Here is a 17428-nt window from a genome sequence, read left to right on the forward strand (position 1 = left end):
ATTGAAATAGGTTTGAGGTAAGGTTTTATATTTCCATCATTTTTCCTATATTGTATACTCAACCCTACAACATGCTGAAAAATACATTTATTTTATTAGTGGCAGCTTCTTTTCTTCTGGTAAGCTGCAATTACAAAGAGAAAGAGAAAAACCTTACCGACCGGGAAAAGCAATTGCTGGAAAAAGAAAAAATATTCGCTAAGAAAGAATCCGAATATCAGGCTCTGCTTATGATGAGAGACAGCATATTTGCCAAAAAAGATTCGGTGGTAATAGCAGCTACCTGGCCGGATGAAATTTCAGGTCCATGGAATGGCAAAGTAATCTGTATAGAATCTAATTGCAGCGACTATGCCATCGGAGATCAGCGTACAGATATCTGGGAATTCGATAATGATCCTACACAACCTGTTACCAAAATTATCAACAACAATAATCTGGTAAGGCTGTATACCGGAAAGTTTGAAAACAATGAGATTAAACTTTCTTATAAAACAGATTCTACTGCTAAAAAAAATGTAGAAATGAACGTCCTTCTTAACGACATTTCTGATAACAAGATCAAGGGAACAAGAACCATTGTATCTGATGGCTGTACCGCCAAATTCTCTGTTGAATTAGTCCGTTCCACAAAATAAAACACCTATGATTTTACTGAGTATACACAATCTGAGTCTTCCTATAGAAGATCCGGTACTGAAGTTCCTGTTGGTACTGGTCATCATCCTTGCAGCGCCATTGCTGCTTAATAAAATAAAAGTTCCCCACCTGCTGGGACTCATTATTGCCGGAGCTATTATTGGTCCCAACGGCTTCAATGTGCTTTCCCGCGACAGCAGTATTGTAGTCACCGGAACGACAGGCCTTCTCTACATTATGTTTCTGGCCGGGCTGGAAATTGATATGGGTGATTTTAAAAAGAACAAATGGAAAAGCTTAGGATATGGAGGATATGCATTTATCTTTCCTTTTATTTTAGGATACCTTGGAGCTTACTACCTGCTGGGATTTTCAGTGCTGACTTCTGTTTTGTTTGCCAGCCTGTTTTCTTCTCAGACTCTTATTACTTATCCATTGATCAGCAAACTTGGAATTGCTAAAAATCAGGCAGTGAATATCACTGTGGGCGGAACGATGATCACAGATATTGCGACATTATTGGTATTGGCAGTAGTTGTTGGGATGGTACAAGGAGATGTAGGCACCTCATTCTGGGTCAAATTATCGGTATCTTTTATCCTTTTTGCACTTATTGTCCTGATTGTTTTTCCTATTATAGGCCGGTGGTTCTTTAAAAAGGTCGATGATAAAATTTCACAATACATTTTTGTACTGGTCATGATTTATCTGGCCGCTATGCTTGCCGAGCTTGCCGGCGTAGAAGCCATTATCGGGGCATTCTTTGCCGGATTGGCATTAAACAGATTGATCCCACATACATCTCCATTGATGAACAGGGTGGAGTTTGTTGGAAACGCGATATTCATCCCCTTCTTTCTGATCAGTGTAGGAATGCTGATTGATTTTACCGTATTCTTCAAAAGTTTTGAGACGCTGAAAGTAGCAGCGATTATGCTGGTGGCCTCCATTGGTGGTAAATATATATCAGCCATCATTACCGAAAAAACATTTAAATTTACGAAAGAAGAGGGAAAACTTATTTTCGGACTCAGTTCTGCCTCAGCTGCAGCCACTTTAGCTACGGTAATGGTAGGTTATAATATTATCATTTCCGAAACCGAAACCGGAGAACCGATCAGGTTACTGAATGAGCACGTCCTGAACGGTAGTATTTTACTGATCTTGATTTCGTGTACGATTTCATCATTCGTATCAATGTCCAGTGCTCAAAAAATTGCACAAACAGACAATGAAGATACTGTTTCCGGAAATAGCCATGAAGAAGAAAATATTCTGCTGGCCATCAATCACGAGGAAACCGTGGAAAGAATGGTCAATCTGGGAATTCTTATAAAAGCCCATTCCAATACGGAGGATCTGTTTGCTTTAAATGTCATCAATGAAGATAAAAATGAGTCTTCCGTAAAAAATGCGGAAAAACTTCTTCACCAGGCAGCCGATGCAGCAGCAGCGGCTGATGTCAAGCTACAGTCTCTCAAAAGGTATGATAATGATGTGATCAATGGTGTCAATAACGTGATCAAAGAGCAGAAAATAACCGATCTTATTATAGGCTTAGAGGATGAAAAGGGATTCTCTCCATCTTTTGTGTATAATCTTTACAATGGATATCTTCAGAATGATGATGTGAATGTCTTGGTATATCATGCGGCGCAACCCCTTTCCACCATCAAAAGGTATGCAGTGATGGTTCCTGAAAACGCCCACAAAGAAGCCGGATTCTTCCACGCCCTGCTAAGAGTATGGAATATTGCGAGAAACTCAGGGGCTACAGTTGTTTTTTACGCTCCTGAAAACATCCTTAATATTCTTCAAAAAATCATTAAGAAAGCCAATATAGAAGCTGAATTTATTATTATGAGCACATGGCAGGATGGTGAAAAAACAGCAGCACAGCTAAAAGATGACGAAGCCTTGATTATCTTTATGGCAAAACGCGGTATGAAATCTTACATTCCGAGAATGAGACTTATCCCTGAAATGCTGAACAAATACCTGAATGATAATAATTACCTTCTGATCTTCCCGTTTTCAGAGTATGACAGAACCAGCCCTGAAATACGTTCTGTTGGAAATCATGGTGACTTTGTGGAAATCGGAAATGCAATTCAGAAGATATTTAAATAATAAAAAACTGTAACAGGTGAAAATTAAAGTTCTCATCATCCCGCTCATGGCCTGTCTTTTATTTTCGTGTAAAGAAGAAAAAAAAGAAAAGGTCCTCCATCATGTTACCTCAACTTCTGTGAGGGATACTGCGGCCGCAGAACCTGCCGTCGAACTGAAAACACATACAGCCGGTGTACAGGCGCCTGAAAGTGCAATTTCCGAACAGCCGGAAAAAGACCAGGATACTGCGGATTTTGCTTTTGATCAATTTTCTTCCCCTGGTTATACGTTTACAAAAAAAGCAAAACTGGATTTTGCCAGTGATGAAGGTGCCTTTCTGTTCAGGACAAGAATCAGAGAAGCTTATGCATCCGGAACTCCTAATTTTGCGAGCTATTATATCACGGTTATTTTCGGATGCGGAACAAGCTGCATCATGGGAATGATGATGGACGTACGTGACGGAAAGATTTATGGTCTTCCGCTGGGAGAAGAAACGTCCTGCCTTTTTGCGGATGAACGGGCGATTTTCAACCCTAAGAGCAGACTGTTTATTGCCAGCATCTGCAGAGAGTCGGCTGAAGCCGAAAGTGTATATTACCACGCTTTTGTATGGAATGAGCAGAAAAAAATCTTTGAAAAAGCTGATGAAAAAGACATTAGGTCTTTATAATTTAAAAAAAATATAGACGGCCATACGTTTTAATTTATACTTGGGAGCGGGCTGAAGCCCGCTCCTATTCATGTATTGCGACATGAACTATAATAAACTGTTAAATCTATTGGAAATAAATCATGCTGGTACATACTGATTAATTCCTTATTTTCACAAAAAAACATGAAACACATTTTTACGCTTCTTTTGCTCTTTATCACAATGATTATCTCCGCACAGGAAATTAAATATTCCGATCAGGAACTTCAACAGAAACTAGACTCCATCAAAGCGGAAGGAAATCTTTTGTTCTCTTATGAAAATTCGTCATGGATATCAGGTGACCTGATCCGTAAATATAAAAAAATACATGAAGGTGTTGGCAGCTATTTGACATACAAAACATCTGATACCGTAAAAACAGTTTTTTTTAATAAAAATCAGAATCTTGTTTTGGCAGAATATTCTTTTCTGGGTACTCAGAGCAAGCCGGTAAAGAAAGCTTTTGAACAAAGGCTGCTTACTGAAACTGAAAACGCTCTAAAAAACCTCCGCACTGCAATTATTCAGCAGTTGTCAGATCCAAAATATGAGGTAAGTGCCCCTGAAGGCTACAGCCTGAATATGGCGATCATTCCATTTAATGAAAATTATAAAATTTATCTAATTCCAGGTACGTCTCAGAGCAGAGTAATCCCATTTGGAAATGATTACCTTTTTATTTCAGATAAGCAAGGTAAGATTACTTCCAGTCAAAGGTTTCATTCCAGATTAATTCCGGCTTTTGATTTGGGAGAGCAAGGTAGTATTACTTCTTCCACCCATAGTCATTTAAAGACAAGCCCGTTCATATCTGCAACAGATATCTGTACTTTTAAATTGTATGCCCCTATGACAAAGCTGGAGGAATTCTCCATCTATTCAACTGCCCTGAAAACATATATGAAATACAACTATAAAAAAGATAGTATAGCAATTACTAAAAAACCATAAAAAATAGCTGTAGGTAAAACTGCAGCTATTTTTTTTACTTAGTGTTTATGAGTCAGCAATGACTCTCACCATTCCCTTCACCATCACAAGCTTTTCCATCAGCTCTTCTCTGGAATCGGCCAGCACATTGATATGCCCCATTTTTCTACCGGGCTTGGTTTCCGTTTTTCCATAGAGATGGATATAGGTTTCAGGGAGTCTCAGCACCTCTTCCATGCCTTCGTAGATCACCTTTCCTGCGTAGCCTTCAGCTCCCACAAGGTTCAGCATTCCGCTGTAGGTAATCGCGTCCGTATCTGCCAAAGGAAGGTTTTTCACAACACGGTACATCTGCTCAAACTGTGAATTGGTATTGCCCTCCTGACTCTGATGTCCGGAATTATGAAGCCTTGGAGCCGTCTCATTAACCCATACTTTTCCTTCTTTATCCAGGAATAATTCTATCGCAAACAATCCTGGGGAATTGACAGCTGCCAGAAACTTTTCTGTGATCAAATAGATCTGGCGCTGAACATCTTCTGTCAGAAGGACCGGACATACATTGAAATCCAACAGATTCAGCTTTGGATCTGCTACCATTTCAGTGACCGGAAATGTATTGGTTTCGCCATTTTCATTCCTGGCTACGATAACGGAAAGTTCCTTATCGATGTCTACAAGATGTTCAATCACTGAAGCCTCCTTCCACAGATGTTGATAATCATCTTCATTTTTAATGACCTGCACCCCTTTTCCATCGTAACCTCCCGTATTCATTTTCTGAACAAACGGTAAGGACATGATAATCCTGTCATCACTGTTCCATATCACCTGAAATTCAGGGCTTGGAATGTCATGAGCCTTATAAAATTCTTTTTGAAGAATCTTCTGCTGAATCGTTCTGATGATACTGGCATTGGGAACCACTTTTATACCCTGTTTTTCAAGCTCAGCCAATGCATCGGCATTCACATGTTCTATTTCAATGGTTACGACATCTTTATCTTTTCCAAAATTTAAAACGGTTTCGTAATCATTGAAATTTCCCTGCGTAAAATATGATATATTGTGGCATGGTGCATCTGAAGCGGGATCCAGAGTATAAAACTCGTCATCATACTTCAGCGCGCTCTGTATCAACATTCTTCCCAGCTGTCCGCCTCCCAGAATTCCTATTTTCATTTTTTATTTTTATTAGATTTACTTTTACTGAATCTTATCAATTTTTAAATACCCGAGTCCCATCGGGTTTTCCTGATTTTCTGCATCCGATTCTTTAAGAATGATGGAATATTTTTCTTTCATAGTCTCAGGAAGAATATCATTCACATTAAAGATATCGTCAATATCCACCCCATGTTTATCATCAATATGGCTTACTGCGCCTTCAAATCCCATCGTTTGGTAAAATTCAGTCCCTTTTGCTCTTTTCACGATCTCTCCCATAGACTCTCCCACCATTAAATGCTGCTCATGAAATTCTTCAAAGAAGCCCGGTTTATACCCTCCCAGATTAAGGAAGTACAACTGTTTCTCTGATGATTTTTCCCCCTTCTCTACAATAGCCACTTCATATCCGTCAGCAAATTTCACTTCCTGGTAACAATCTAGATGAATCTTTCCTTCTGCTTCCTTCCAAAAGTCCTTCATATCCGGAACAAGGTCCTTCAGGCTCTCTGCAATTCCGAAAAACACATCGTGCTGTTCGATGTTTCTTCCCTTGGGTGTTGCACCTAGGATTACATAAAATAATTTCATATCCATTTTTATGCATACAAAAATACGTTAAATTTATCTTTTTCAAATGTTTGGCAGACTACCGCAATAATTTTATATTTGTAACATTATTTGTAGTATGTCAGAAATTATCATACTCTTCCTGGGTGCTATTTCCGCCGGTCTTTTAGGTTCACTTACGGGTTTAGGAGGAGGAGTCATTATTATTCCTTTATTAACATTAGGTTTTGGGGTTCCGATGCATTATGCTATCGGCGCTTCGCTTATCTCTGTAATCGGTACCTCTTCCGGTGCCGCTGTGGCTTTTGTTAAAGAAGGCTTTACCAATATGAGAATAGGAATGTTCCTTGAGATTGCCACTACTGCGGGAGCTATTATGGGGGCCCTTGTTTCGGGAATGCTAAATCCGAATACCATAGGAATTATCTTTGCCAGCATCCTTCTTCTTACTGTTATATTAAACCTTAAAGGAAAACCTGATCATCAGGAACCCTTAGTAAAAGGAAGTCTTGAAGAAAAGTTAAAACTTTACGGAACATTTCCTGACAAAGGAATTTTGAAAAGCTATTCGGCAAGAAATACGGTTCCGGGATTTCTAATGATGATGTTTGCAGGTACCATGTCCGGATTGCTGGGTATAGGTTCTGGCGCTCTGAAGGTTTTAGCCATGGACAATATGATGAAGCTGCCTTTCAAAGTATCTACCACGACAAGTAATTTTATGATCGGAGTAACAGCAGTGGCCAGCGCCCTGATCTATTTTCAACGGGGTGAGATCATCCCGGTAATTGTCGCTCCGGTACTGATTGGAGTTGTCGTTGGAAGCTTTATCGGCTCCAAAACGCTGATGGTTTCTAAAACCAAAAAATTAAAAGTGTTTTTTGCCATCGTGATCACCATTCTGTCGGTCTATATGATGTATAACGGTATCAACAAAAGCTTCAGATAATGAAAAAGAATTTTACAGATGTAGATCTGAACCGTTCGGTAGGAAATCTTCTGAGGCTAGGGGTTATTTTGTCTGTAGCGACTTCGCTGATCGGATTTATCAAACTGTTTACTGAAGGCTTTGAAATGCCTAAAAAATATTCCAGCTTAGTTGTGGGAACTTCTTCTGAAAAAGTATGGAGCCACTTTTGGACCTCCCTCTGCAAAGGAGAAGGAATGGCCATTATTCAGCTGGGAATTCTCCTGCTCATCTTTACACCTCTGATGAGAATTATCTTTGCCTTAATAGGTTACTTAAAAGAAAAAGACTACGTATATGTAGTCATTTCTTCGATTGTTTTAGCGATTATGGCGGTGAGCTTCTTTGCGGGCTACGCGCACTAGCTTTATATTTCATAGAACTCCAGCGGCAGCTGATCGGGATCCTGGGTAAAGAAAAATTCTTTTCCGGTGAACTCGTCGATGCGGATCTCTTCACAAATCAGTCCTTTCGATATCAACTCGTTCCGTTTTATGGTGACATTTTCAACCGAAAAGGCAAGATGTCTCAGGCCACAGGCTTCGGGTCTTGATGGGCGCTGAGGCGGATCCGGAAAGGAGAACAGTTCAATCACATAGTGATCCCCGATAGCGAGATCCAGTTTATAAGACTTTCTTTCTTCGCGGTAAGCCTCCCGAATGATATTCAGACCAATAATTTCTGTATAAAATCTTTTTGAAGCCACATAATCTGAACAGATGATGGCAATATGATGAATTTTCATTTTTATATTTTCTTAGGATTGTTGACCCCAATAAACACCTGATTAAAATATCAGATTTTTATTTCCTATTGTATTTCCTTACAATTATCTTTTCTCCGGGTATCAATAATATACTGGATCTTCCATTCGTTATTTTGTTTTACCAGCTGAAAGCTGTTAGCGCCACAGTGGGAAAACTTACCTTTTAAATAAAAAGAATAAGGCGTAAAAACACTTGCCAGATTACCATCGGTATGGATTGCTTCTATCCTGATCTTTTCTTCGAGATCTCCTTTTGAGAACTTTGAAACCGATGTTATAAAATCTTCAATATTTTCATTTTTTACCGTTCCGTCTTTGGTAATAGTCTGAAGAACTGCATTTTCAGCAAAAGCAGATTTCATCAGCACCGGATCTGTATTTTTCATCGCCAGAAACAAGTTGTGGATCAGTTTTTCTATGTCCTGGTTCTGTTGGCCGAAACAGGAAACACTGATCAGAAGCAGAACGCCAGCTATTTTATTCATAGGATAGATTTAGAAAATAAAAGTAGGAAAAATAAAATGTAACTGATTAACAAATTTTAAAATTCATTATACCTGAATTGTTACAAAAAAAAATTATTTTAGCCAAAGATTTGTCATATGTGGATTATTTATCTGATTCTTGCCCTACTTTTACTGGTCTTAACTGTACTTCCTAAAATACAGAACCCGCACTGGATATTTAGAGTTCCTGAATTTGCCAAAATACAGGTTACTTACCTTATAGCAATCACTTTCATGCTGGGTTTTTTCGTAGATGCTACAGATCACCTGTGGTATTATCAGGGTCTGTTGATTGTCCTGTTTATTCATCACAGCCATATCCTCATCCGGTATACTCCGATTTACCCCGTAAAAAAGCATACACAACGCTATAAGTCTTCGGAAAAACTGCATTTTGTCTCTGCAAACGTCTATCAGTTCAATAAAGAATACAGCAGGTTTTCAGCCCTTATTGACAAATACAATCCTGATTTTTTTATGACGATGGAAAGCAATGGTGACTGGGAACAGGCATTGAGGGTTATGGAGAAAGAATATCCCTACCAGCATAAGGTAACACTTGAAAATACGTACGGAATGCATTTCTACTCCAGAATAAAGATCATAGAGGCCAGAACGCATTATTTTGTAGCGGATGACATCCCCAGTATTGAAGTACATATGAAAACCGAAGATGGTTTTCCCTTTGTCTTCTTCGGCGTGCACCCCCCGCCACCAAGTCCTACGGAGGAAGAGACTTCAAAAGAAAGAGATGGTGATCTGCTAAGTACGGCCAAAAGAGTAAAGGATATCAAAAAACCTGTCATTGTCGTTGGAGATTTCAATAATGTTGCATGGTCAAAATCGTCCATTCTTTTCAGAAAAACCAGCCATCTGATCGATCCGAGAATCGGACATTCTTTTGTGTCTACCTTTCATGCCCGATACCGTCTTTTAAGATTTCCTATCGACCTGATGTTTCACAGTGAGGATATTTTTATTAAACAGCTGAAAACATTGGAAAATTTTGGATCAGACCACCTTCCGGTATACTGTGAGTTTTTCATAGACCACCATAATGATGAGCAGGAGGATCTGGTAGAAACCGCCACATCTGAAGAAAAAGCCGAAGCCGAAAAAATTATCGAGGAAGGAAAAGAGGAAGATGGCGGCCGCGATGCCGTAGTCACTGAAGATTAAAAAAAGTGGGCCACAGCCCACTTGTATACTATTTTTTGTTACGTATCGAATTTCGGAATCAGTTGCCGGTTTAAAACTCCATCACATCCTTCACTACTCCATTCTTCTGAGTGTGCTGTAATAATTCCGTTTCTATAAAGTCTTTAATCTGTTCTTCAGACCCATTGCTTGGGAAAAGAAGGTGTACATTAGCTCCCGCGTCCAGAGTAAAGAACAAAGGCAATCCGGTTTTCTGTCTGAAGTCCCAGATTGTATTGATCACCGCCAGTGTTCCGGTTTTCATAAGAATAAACGCAGGATCGCTCATCATCATCATCGCATGAAGAGTGAGCGCTTCGTGTTCTACCAGTTTGATAAAGCCTTCCATATCTCCACTTCTCAGGATCTCCTTCATCGGGATAAAGTTTTCTCTAGCCTCCTGGAACCTTCTCTCCGCATACGGGTTCGTATTCATCAGACCATGCCCTACCGTGGAAGAAACACTCTTCTGCCCCTCATGGATCAACAAAACCCAATCGTTAAAACGCTTGAAAACTTCATGAATTTCAGCATCGGGATAGGGTACGGCAAACAGATCAGAACTTCCCTGAACTTCTTCTGTTTGTCCCCAGACAATCAATCCGTTGTATAAGCTTCTGCAGGCACTTCCGCTTCCCAGTCTGGCTAAAAAAGAAGCTTTTCTTAAAGATTTTTCTTCCGAAATCTTACCTGCAAACATTTCATCAAGTTTCATCAGACATTTGGCAATGGCACCAAATCCCGATGCGGAACTCGCAATTCCCGAACTATGCGGGAAGGTATTTTCTGTTCTGATGATGTATCTTCCTTTTAAGATCCATGGAAGATACTGCTCTATATTTCTGAAATATTTTTCTATTTTTTCGGCAAATTTCACTTCTTCACTGCCTGCCAGGAATGTCTGTACAGAAAAAGATTCGTCCGCAACGAATTCCATTGAAGTATTGGTCTTACAATGATTTAATGTATAGCTGATACTCGGATTGGCAGGAATCTGATCTTTGTATTTTCCCCAGTATTTAATCAGGGCAATATTAGACGGACAGCTTTCTGAAACCGTTTGCGTATGAATGTTAAAATTTTCTTTTCCTATAAATTCTTGTGTCGTCATTGTTTTATTTAAGTGATTGATACTTTTTTAACCAGCCATCATAGATTCTTTGTATTTCGCTCCTTCCCGAAGTATCCTTGAGAAGCAAAGATTTTATGAAATTAGGTTTTAAAAAACTTTTTTTGACTTGAGTGGTGATCGTCAATTAATACATCTTTTCTATAATATCCGCATATTTTTTCATGACCACATTTCTTTTGACTTTCAGGGTCGGAGTGATTTCTCCGGTATTGATATCAAATTCTGCCGGCATCAGAGTGAATTTCTTCACTTTCTCATAATCAGCAAGGTGGTTTTGCAGTTCTTTAATTTTTTCTTTGTAAAGACTGATCACGGTTTCATTTTTTACAGCCTCTTCCCAGGTAGTGAAAGGAATATTATTTTTCTTCAAATAATCCTGCAAAAACTCAAAGTTGGGAACGATCAGCGCAGAAACAAACTGCCGCCCTTCCGCAATCAACATGATCTGCTGAATAAAATTATTATTGGTCAGAAGGTTTTCGATCTGCTGGGGAGCAATGTATTTTCCGTTGGAGGTTTTCATCAGGTCTTTGATACGGTCTGTGATGATCAGGTTTCCTTTGTCATCAAACTTTCCGGCATCTCCTGTTTTGAACCAGCCGTCTTCTGTAAATACCTTCTCTGTTTCTTCCGGTCGGTTGTAATACCCCTTCATGATCCCGTTGCCTCTTGCCTGGATCTCGTCCCCGTCTCCGATGCGCATCTCTACTCCCGGCAATGGCTTGCCGCTTGTACCATGCTCAAAATGGGTTAATGGGAAGAGGGTAAGTGTTGCAGTAGTTTCCGTTAGTCCATAACCAACGGTCACATGAATTCCAACGGATTCAAAAAATTTAGTGACTTCAGGTGATAAAGAAGCGCCTCCACAAGGTAAAAACCAAAGTCTTCCTCCCATTTTGTTCTTAATCTTACTAAAAACCAGCATATCTGCAACCGATTCCCTTAGTTTCAGTCCGAAAGGAATAGCTTTTTCATTTCTTCTCAGTTCCGCAGTTTCCCATCCGGTTTTAAGTGCCCAGTCAAAGATTTTTTTCTTCAATGAGGAACCTTCTTCCGCTTTTTCAAGCACTCCGGCATAAACTTTCTGGAAAAATCTGGGCACGGCACACATGGTGGTAGGCTTTACCTCTTCCAATGCCTTTGCCACATTCTTCGGATCTTCAAGAAAATAAACCCTTGCTCCACCGTACAGACAAAGCAGGCTCCAGCTTCTTTCAAAGACATGGCTTAGGGGTAAAAAGGCTAGTGACAGCTCTTCTTCAAAGTTTTTGAACTTAAAGAATTCGAAATGGGAATCAAAAGCCCTGATAAAGTTTCCATGCGTAAGCATCACTCCCTTTGGTGTTCCGGTGGTTCCGGAAGTATAGATCAGCGTTGCTGTATCATCATCTTCTTTTTTACAGATGTCCAGTTTGGAAGATGCTTTGGCAATAAAATCTTCCAGATAAAAGCTGCTGAATTCTTTTTTGATCCAAACGGCCTTCTTTGATACGACAATGGTCTGAAGACTGTTTTCCTCCTTCTGCAACAATTCAAGACAGGCGTTGTACTGAACCTGATTACCTGCCAGGACAACTTTCGCTCCGGAATCGTTGATGATATATTCTGCCTGTTCGGCATTATTTGTAGAATAAATAGGAACCGTAACGGCACCGATAGACATGGAAGCCAGGTCAAAAATCATCCATTCTGATGAGTTGTCCGAATAAATGGCAACTCTGTCATTTTCCTGAACACCCGCTTCCTTCAAAGCATTGGCTGTTTTAAAAACAATTTCACTGAATTTTTTCCAGCTCAGCTCTTTCCATCCGGCCTCTTTCTTTTTAAAGCCAATGGCCGCTTTGATGGGATGTTTTTCTACATTTTTAAGGATAATTGCCTCTGCAAGATTCATTTCTTCAGCTTTTTGTCGTTAATATAATTGTTCAGGTGAAAGTCTATACTTTCTTTTACGGGAATAAACTGATAATTCAATTTTTCTTTGACTTTTTGATTGGAAATAGTATGGAATGAAGAAATTGCTTCAATATTTGATTTGGTCACCATTCTCAGCTTAGGAATCAGCCATCCAAAAAGGATATTGGCCCATCTTCCTGCATTGAGCTGAAATGGGGTCAGAATTCTGGCTTCTTTAAGACCGAGGCGGGTTCTGATCTGTTGAGCCAGGTCAGCATATCTGTTATTTTCAGCAACAATAATAAAACGTTCTCCAAAATGGTTATGTTCCATCAGTTCGATGGCTGTAGCGGCTACATCTCTCACGTCTACGTAGGCAGAACCACCGGCAAACGTAAAGCTGTTGTCTTCAAAAGTAGAAAAAAGTTCACCGCTGCTTTGATTCCAGTTGCCGCTTCCCACAATCATTCCCGGATTAATGATGATCGTATTCAACCCTTCTGCTGATGCTCTCCATACCTCCATTTCGGATAAATGTTTGGAAATAGCATAGGCAGAATGTTCAATTTTCGGATTAAATTCAGAGTCCTCATCCAGTTCTCCTTTTTCATTGAAATTGTCCAAAACGGCCACAGAACTTACATGAAGAAATTTTTTAACTCCGGATCCTTCACAGGCAAACAGCAAATTTTCTGTCCCTTTTATATTGGTATGGTACATTTCTTTTTCATCGCTGGGATGAAAACTTACTTTTGCGGCACAGTGATAGACCTCATCCACTCCTTTCAGTGTATCCTGAAGAGACTCCAGATCATCGAAATCCACGTCTACCCATTCTATTTTACTGAAAAATTCATCAGGATTTTCGGTATAAAAGCTATATGAATGCCTTACTTCGTTTAAATTGCTGCCCGGTCTTTTGGAAGCCCGTACGTGCTTACCTCTTTTAAGAAGTTCCAGCACGATGAGTCTTCCCAGGATTCCGGTTGCACCCGTTACAAAAACCATTAATTATTTTACTTGATTGCTGACTAAAATATGACAATATTTTCTATCCGGCAATTCTTCAGGTTCCTGCAAAAGTTCCACCGAAAAACTGCTTTTGCAAATTTGCGATTTTTAAAGCATAATTCAAGTTAATTTAACCAATATTATCATTCTGAAAACTTCAAATGACAAAAATTCCAATGGCAGAGGCCCTATGATATTTTAATGATGAAGATGTGAAAACGTACAGATCTGCCCGAGATGAAAAAAGGTCCTGAAAAGATTAAAAAATAAAAAATTCTCAGGACCTCTGTGTTGTAATATCACTTACTGCTAAGCCATCACCATATTATTTCTTCTTGGAGCTTTATCGCATAGAACATCTGCAATACTTTTGGAAATAAGATTCCCCTCTGTAAGGTTATCCAGCCAGAAGAACTCTCCAGCTGCGTTGATCTCTATAAAATAGTAATCGTCTTCAGGAGAAACGATCATGTCTATCGCACCATAATCGACATTGTATACATCCAGAAGCTCAAGCAGCTTGGCCTCCACATCTGACGGAAGTTCTGTTCTGCTCCATTTATCAATCAGATTGATCCCGTCTTTTCTCCAGTCTACTTTTGCATCCTCGAACTGCTGGGAATCGATTTCAAATGCATAAACATCCCTGCCTACAATCGTAATGCGCAGTTCTTTTTTCTTTTGAATCATTTTCTGAAACTGCATAGGGCAGTATAAAAGTGAATCCAGCTCCTCAAGCTTATCTTCACTCACAACGTTGGTAAAAACCACATTTTCCACCCCATCTTCATAAATTGCAAAACCGGTCTGCATTTTAGCAATCACATTCTGATGTTTTACAATAAATTTTCTTGCTTCTTCAGGATTGTTGGTAAGGCAGGTTGCCGGGATGGTTAATCCCAGTTTATCTGCTATTTTCAATTGCTCTTCCTTACTGTCAAGTCTTCTGTAAACTCCCGGTTTTCCAAGCGAATAGGCATCCACCGATTCAAAAAATCCGAACAGCGTATTGCGGATCTCCCCCATTGCGGCTCCGTAGAACTTCGTATCAATTTCTTCTTTCAGACCTTTTCCGATGTTGTAGGCTCTCCGGTACCAAATTGCTGAAATATCATCCAACCGGTGTTTCGCCTCAGGAGTTTCAAGGATACTTATCCATTCTCCATCTTGGAAAACCGTAGATAGCTTATTTTGCAGGGGATATGAATCTACATCAAAGCGAATGACCTCACAGTCATTTTTTTCAATGTATTCAGTTACTTTTTCAATAGAGAAATTATCTGCAGTATGTGTTATAATTAAAATTTTATTCATGGATGTTAATTCTTTTGATAAGATTGTCGGCAATTCTTTCTGCGATGGGAAACCCCAATTCTTTCTGCAGCATTCCCCATTCTCCCTGGGGATTTACTTCCAGAAAATAGTATTTCCCGTCGGTTCCCCTGATCATATCGATCGCTCCTGTATACAGTCCCATTTCTTTCATCATGGCAGTCAGGTTGAGTCTGATATCTTCAGGCAGATCATAAGCAGACCAGAAATAATCAGCATTTGCTACCCTCCAGTCAGCATTCTCACTGTTGTTAATCTTCCCTGTAAAAAATTCGCCGTCTATATAGACAATCCGCAATTCGTACGCCTTGTCTATATAAGGCTGAAAGATCATTGGACAATAGGCAATGTCCGAAAGATGTTCCAAAGAATCTTCCTCAATGATCATGGTGGAAATCATATGGTCACCGCTCATTGTTTTTGCTGCTACCCCGTGCAGTTTGGCAATTGCCTTTCCATGGCAGTATTGGTAAAAGAAAGTGACGACTTCTTCATTGTCATTAGAGAAAATAGTTTTGGGAGTTATTAAATTATTTCTCCCCGCTATTTTAAGCTGGAACATTTTATTTCCATCTACTTTTTTTTCATTCTCGTAGGGATTGATCCAGGGAACATTTTCTAAAACAGTCAACAGGTTATATCTGAGACTTCCATATTCATTCTGGAATATTTTTTCATAGTCTTCGTCCAGCTCTTCGGGTACGCTTATCTTCCAGGCCTTTCTGTGCCATACCCCTTTGATCTGTTCAGAGCGAATGGCGTGACCGTTTTCATCAGTTAATGCAAATGAGCTATCCGTCACACTGATCTTCTGAAAGTGGTTCAGGCGGTCCGAATTCAGTCTGAAATACGGAATATTTTTGGAGGAAAGGTATGCAAAAAACAGGTCGATATTATAAAAATCCTGTGAATGGGTGATACAGAGAATCATTTGCCGGTTTTATTAAAAAGGGAAACTTAAATTTTAAGTTTCCCATATTATATGACTAATATACGATCTGATTTTACAACGGTACAGTCTGTGTATCATCATCACCATCAGAAGGATATTTCAGCGTGTGCATCATATCATCTTTAGGAGATGTCACAACGTCGATGGCCGGTTTTGTAATCACATCTCTCTCCGGAATTGACATGTCTGTTCCTCCTTTTACAGTTTCCGGATCTTTAATTTGCTTTTCTAAAAATGAGGCAAAAAAAGGCTTCTTTTTTGAATTCTTGTTTTCCATAATGTTAAAGTTTTTGATTTGATATAAATAGTTAGGGTTAATTTTGCTGAATGCCTTAAACATCTAAAACATCTTCATCACCATCGGATGGATATTTCATCGTTACATTGTCATTGGCATGAGTAGTAACACTGTCTTCCAGTGCAGTAGTGGTGATGTGATCTTTGATAACAGAAGTTGCAGTGTCACGAACCAGTGACGTTACAGTCCCTCCTTTCACAGCTTCAGGTTCTTTAACCTGTTTTTCTAAGAATGTCGCAAAAAACGGCTTCTTTTTTGAATTTTTGTTTTCCATAAGTTAATAATTTTATTTTTTTTGATTAACCAAAGTACAAATTTTTCAACTCATGGAGAAATAAATTCTATTTTTAATAAAACTTTAACATTAAACTCATAATACGTGTATAAAATTAACCTAAATCAAGAAATTGCTTAACTACAATAGCGAAATCCACAGGATTTTCAGCTTGAACCCAATGCCCTGCATTTTTTATGGTAACCACTTTAGCGTTGGGAAACTGCTGCCTGATTCCAAACTCATCCTGAGGCAGAATATAATTCGATTTTTCTCCTGCAATAAACAGAGTATCGCCTTCAAAAACACCGAATTTTACAGCATTGGATACAAACTCGTTATATTTTTCTGATAAGGTCTTAAGATTGAACCTCCAGTTCAGCTTTTTATTTTCATCCCAATACAGGTTCTTTGTCAAAAACTGAATGGTCGATTTTTCGGGAATATACTGACTTAACACCGCTTCCACCTCATTTCTGGACCCAACCGTATTGAAATCCACGCTTTCCAGTGCTTTGATAATTCCCTGGTGATGGGGAGGATACGCTTTGGGCGTAATATCTACCACAATTAATTTGTCAACTTTTTCAGAATATTTAATGGCAAACTGCATGACTGCTTTGCCTCCCAGCGAATGCCCTAAAACATGGGCTTTTTGAATTCCGTAATGGTCCATATAACGGAAAATATCATCGGCAAGGTCATCGTGAGACATGCCTTCTGAATGAAAGCTTCTTCCATGGTTTCTGAGATCGATCAGATGTACGGGAAGATATTCTCCAAGATCTTTTCCAAAGCTTCCCCAGTTATCAAGCATTCCAAACAGTCCGTGAAATACCAGAAGCGGTGTGGCTTCCAGGCCTTCACCGAATATTTTTGAATTTAAAATTTCCATTTTTATAGAAGTTAGAGGTGAGAAATTAGAAGTTAGATCATATGAATGAACAGAGACAAAGTTTTACTAACTTGGAGCATCTGGCTT

At 39.3% G+C, this 17428-nt stretch carries 19 protein-coding genes; 7 read left to right on the plus strand and 12 right to left on the minus strand.

The features are described 5' to 3' along the window. Positions 1 to 71: 71 nt before the first annotated feature. The 4 genes from DRF67_RS02575 to DRF67_RS02590 all read left to right on the plus strand — a co-directional run bounded on the left by DRF67_RS02575 (position 72) and on the right by DRF67_RS02590 (position 4399). Entirely contained in the window at positions 72 to 638 is a 567-nt protein-coding gene (locus DRF67_RS02575) for a hypothetical protein (RefSeq protein ID WP_115926369.1), read from the plus strand. A 7-nt stretch (positions 639 to 645) separates the two neighbouring features. Then, positions 646 to 2769: a cation:proton antiporter gene (locus DRF67_RS02580; RefSeq protein ID WP_115926371.1), complete on the plus strand. Its 2124-nt coding sequence runs from the start codon at positions 646 to 648 to the stop codon at positions 2767 to 2769. Between the two features lie 16 nt (positions 2770 to 2785). Next, positions 2786 to 3424: a hypothetical protein gene (locus DRF67_RS02585; protein ID WP_123912698.1), complete on the plus strand. Its 639-nt coding sequence runs from the start codon at positions 2786 to 2788 to the stop codon at positions 3422 to 3424. 165 nt (positions 3425 to 3589) lie between these two features. After that, complete coding sequence (locus tag DRF67_RS02590) at positions 3590 to 4399, plus strand: hypothetical protein (RefSeq protein ID WP_115926375.1); 810 nt, start codon at positions 3590 to 3592, stop codon at positions 4397 to 4399. Positions 4400 to 4444: 45 nt separating this feature from the next. Here DRF67_RS02590 and DRF67_RS02595 read toward each other — a convergent pair whose 3' ends face one another. Both DRF67_RS02595 and DRF67_RS02600 read right to left on the minus strand, forming a co-directional pair. After that, positions 4445 to 5560, minus strand: a complete 1116-nt coding sequence (locus DRF67_RS02595; protein ID WP_115926377.1) for a 5-(carboxyamino)imidazole ribonucleotide synthase — start codon at positions 5558 to 5560, stop codon at positions 4445 to 4447. A 24-nt stretch (positions 5561 to 5584) separates the two neighbouring features. Beyond that, complete coding sequence (locus DRF67_RS02600; RefSeq protein ID WP_115927038.1) at positions 5585 to 6136, minus strand: DUF1543 domain-containing protein; 552 nt, start codon at positions 6134 to 6136, stop codon at positions 5585 to 5587. 97 nt (positions 6137 to 6233) lie between these two features. Here DRF67_RS02600 and DRF67_RS02605 point away from each other — a divergent pair, with 97 nt between their 5' ends. After that, positions 6234 to 7064: a sulfite exporter TauE/SafE family protein gene (locus DRF67_RS02605; protein WP_115926379.1), complete on the plus strand. Its 831-nt coding sequence runs from the start codon at positions 6234 to 6236 to the stop codon at positions 7062 to 7064. Beyond that, positions 7064 to 7447, plus strand: coding sequence for a DUF1634 domain-containing protein (locus tag DRF67_RS02610; RefSeq protein WP_115926381.1), 384 nt, complete (start codon positions 7064 to 7066; stop codon positions 7445 to 7447). The genes DRF67_RS02605 and DRF67_RS02610 overlap by 1 nt, the downstream gene beginning before the upstream one ends. 2 nt (positions 7448 to 7449) lie before the next feature. On the opposite strand, the gene gloA2 is transcribed toward DRF67_RS02610, so the two are convergent. Next, a complete protein-coding gene (gene gloA2 / locus DRF67_RS02615) occupies positions 7450 to 7827 on the minus strand; it encodes an SMU1112c/YaeR family gloxylase I-like metalloprotein (protein ID WP_115926383.1) in 378 nt (125 codons plus the stop codon). A gap of 65 nt (positions 7828 to 7892) precedes the next feature. Further along, positions 7893 to 8333 carry a nuclear transport factor 2 family protein gene (locus DRF67_RS02620; RefSeq protein ID WP_115926385.1) on the minus strand — a complete coding sequence of 147 codons (441 nt, stop codon included), beginning with the start codon at positions 8331 to 8333 and terminating at the stop codon, positions 7893 to 7895. A gap of 117 nt (positions 8334 to 8450) precedes the next feature. Here DRF67_RS02620 and DRF67_RS02625 point away from each other — a divergent pair, with 117 nt between their 5' ends. After that, the gene (locus DRF67_RS02625; protein ID WP_115926387.1) at positions 8451 to 9533 is read left to right on the plus strand and encodes an endonuclease/exonuclease/phosphatase family protein; all 1083 of its coding nucleotides are present in this window, start codon (positions 8451 to 8453) and stop codon (positions 9531 to 9533) included. A 70-nt stretch (positions 9534 to 9603) separates the two neighbouring features. On the opposite strand, the gene DRF67_RS02630 is transcribed toward DRF67_RS02625, so the two are convergent. From DRF67_RS02630 to DRF67_RS02665, 8 genes are all read right to left on the minus strand, one after another. Beyond that, entirely contained in the window at positions 9604 to 10662 is a 1059-nt protein-coding gene (locus tag DRF67_RS02630; RefSeq protein WP_115926389.1) for a diphosphomevalonate/mevalonate 3,5-bisphosphate decarboxylase family protein, read from the minus strand. A 145-nt stretch (positions 10663 to 10807) separates the two neighbouring features. Then, positions 10808 to 12577, minus strand: a complete 1770-nt coding sequence (locus DRF67_RS02635) for an AMP-dependent synthetase/ligase (RefSeq protein ID WP_115926391.1) — start codon at positions 12575 to 12577, stop codon at positions 10808 to 10810. Then, positions 12574 to 13587, minus strand: a complete 1014-nt coding sequence (locus DRF67_RS02640) for an NAD-dependent epimerase/dehydratase family protein (RefSeq protein ID WP_115926393.1) — start codon at positions 13585 to 13587, stop codon at positions 12574 to 12576. The genes DRF67_RS02635 and DRF67_RS02640 overlap by 4 nt, the downstream gene beginning before the upstream one ends. A 312-nt stretch (positions 13588 to 13899) precedes the next feature. Further along, positions 13900 to 14904: an MvdD family ATP-grasp ribosomal peptide maturase gene (locus tag DRF67_RS02645; protein ID WP_115926395.1), complete on the minus strand. Its 1005-nt coding sequence runs from the start codon at positions 14902 to 14904 to the stop codon at positions 13900 to 13902. Then, positions 14897 to 15853, minus strand: a complete 957-nt coding sequence (locus DRF67_RS02650; protein ID WP_115926397.1) for an MvdC/MvdD family ATP grasp protein — start codon at positions 15851 to 15853, stop codon at positions 14897 to 14899. The genes DRF67_RS02645 and DRF67_RS02650 overlap by 8 nt, the downstream gene beginning before the upstream one ends. Positions 15854 to 15926: 73 nt before the next feature. Beyond that, positions 15927 to 16151, minus strand: a complete 225-nt coding sequence (locus DRF67_RS02655) for a microviridin/marinostatin family tricyclic proteinase inhibitor (RefSeq protein WP_115927040.1) — start codon at positions 16149 to 16151, stop codon at positions 15927 to 15929. 55 nt (positions 16152 to 16206) lie between these two features. Further along, complete coding sequence (locus DRF67_RS02660; protein ID WP_115926399.1) at positions 16207 to 16446, minus strand: microviridin/marinostatin family tricyclic proteinase inhibitor; 240 nt, start codon at positions 16444 to 16446, stop codon at positions 16207 to 16209. Positions 16447 to 16561: 115 nt separating this feature from the next. Then, on the minus strand, positions 16562 to 17341 hold the full coding sequence (locus DRF67_RS02665; RefSeq protein WP_115926401.1) for an alpha/beta fold hydrolase: 780 nt from the start codon (positions 17339 to 17341) through the stop codon (positions 16562 to 16564). Positions 17342 to 17428 lie beyond the last annotated feature (87 nt).

The organism is Chryseobacterium pennipullorum, from assembly GCF_003384725.1.
Lineage (GTDB): Bacteria > Bacteroidota > Bacteroidia > Flavobacteriales > Weeksellaceae > Chryseobacterium > Chryseobacterium pennipullorum.

Coding starts and splice junctions, on each gene's coding strand:
- DRF67_RS02575 (WP_115926369.1), top strand. CDS start 72: ATGCTGAAAAATACATTTATTTTATTAGTGGCAGCTTCTTTTCTTCTG.
- DRF67_RS02580 (WP_115926371.1), top strand. CDS start 646: ATGATTTTACTGAGTATACACAATCTGAGTCTTCCTATAGAAGATCCG.
- DRF67_RS02590 (WP_115926375.1), top strand. CDS start 3,590: ATGAAACACATTTTTACGCTTCTTTTGCTCTTTATCACAATGATTATC.
- DRF67_RS02595 (WP_115926377.1), bottom strand. CDS start 5,560: ATGAAAATAGGAATTCTGGGAGGCGGACAGCTGGGAAGAATGTTGATA.
- DRF67_RS02600 (WP_115927038.1), bottom strand. CDS start 6,136: ATGAAATTATTTTATGTAATCCTAGGTGCAACACCCAAGGGAAGAAAC.
- DRF67_RS02605 (WP_115926379.1), top strand. CDS start 6,234: ATGTCAGAAATTATCATACTCTTCCTGGGTGCTATTTCCGCCGGTCTT.
- DRF67_RS02610 (WP_115926381.1), top strand. CDS start 7,064: ATGAAAAAGAATTTTACAGATGTAGATCTGAACCGTTCGGTAGGAAAT.
- gloA2 (WP_115926383.1), bottom strand. CDS start 7,827: ATGAAAATTCATCATATTGCCATCATCTGTTCAGATTATGTGGCTTCA.
- DRF67_RS02620 (WP_115926385.1), bottom strand. CDS start 8,333: ATGAATAAAATAGCTGGCGTTCTGCTTCTGATCAGTGTTTCCTGTTTC.
- DRF67_RS02625 (WP_115926387.1), top strand. CDS start 8,451: ATGTGGATTATTTATCTGATTCTTGCCCTACTTTTACTGGTCTTAACT.
- DRF67_RS02630 (WP_115926389.1), bottom strand. CDS start 10,662: ATGACGACACAAGAATTTATAGGAAAAGAAAATTTTAACATTCATACG.
- DRF67_RS02635 (WP_115926391.1), bottom strand. CDS start 12,577: ATGAATCTTGCAGAGGCAATTATCCTTAAAAATGTAGAAAAACATCCC.
- DRF67_RS02640 (WP_115926393.1), bottom strand. CDS start 13,587: ATGGTTTTTGTAACGGGTGCAACCGGAATCCTGGGAAGACTCATCGTG.
- DRF67_RS02645 (WP_115926395.1), bottom strand. CDS start 14,904: ATGAATAAAATTTTAATTATAACACATACTGCAGATAATTTCTCTATT.
- DRF67_RS02650 (WP_115926397.1), bottom strand. CDS start 15,853: ATGATTCTCTGTATCACCCATTCACAGGATTTTTATAATATCGACCTG.
- DRF67_RS02655 (WP_115927040.1), bottom strand. CDS start 16,151: ATGGAAAACAAGAATTCAAAAAAGAAGCCTTTTTTTGCCTCATTTTTA.
- DRF67_RS02660 (WP_115926399.1), bottom strand. CDS start 16,446: ATGGAAAACAAAAATTCAAAAAAGAAGCCGTTTTTTGCGACATTCTTA.
- DRF67_RS02665 (WP_115926401.1), bottom strand. CDS start 17,341: ATGGAAATTTTAAATTCAAAAATATTCGGTGAAGGCCTGGAAGCCACA.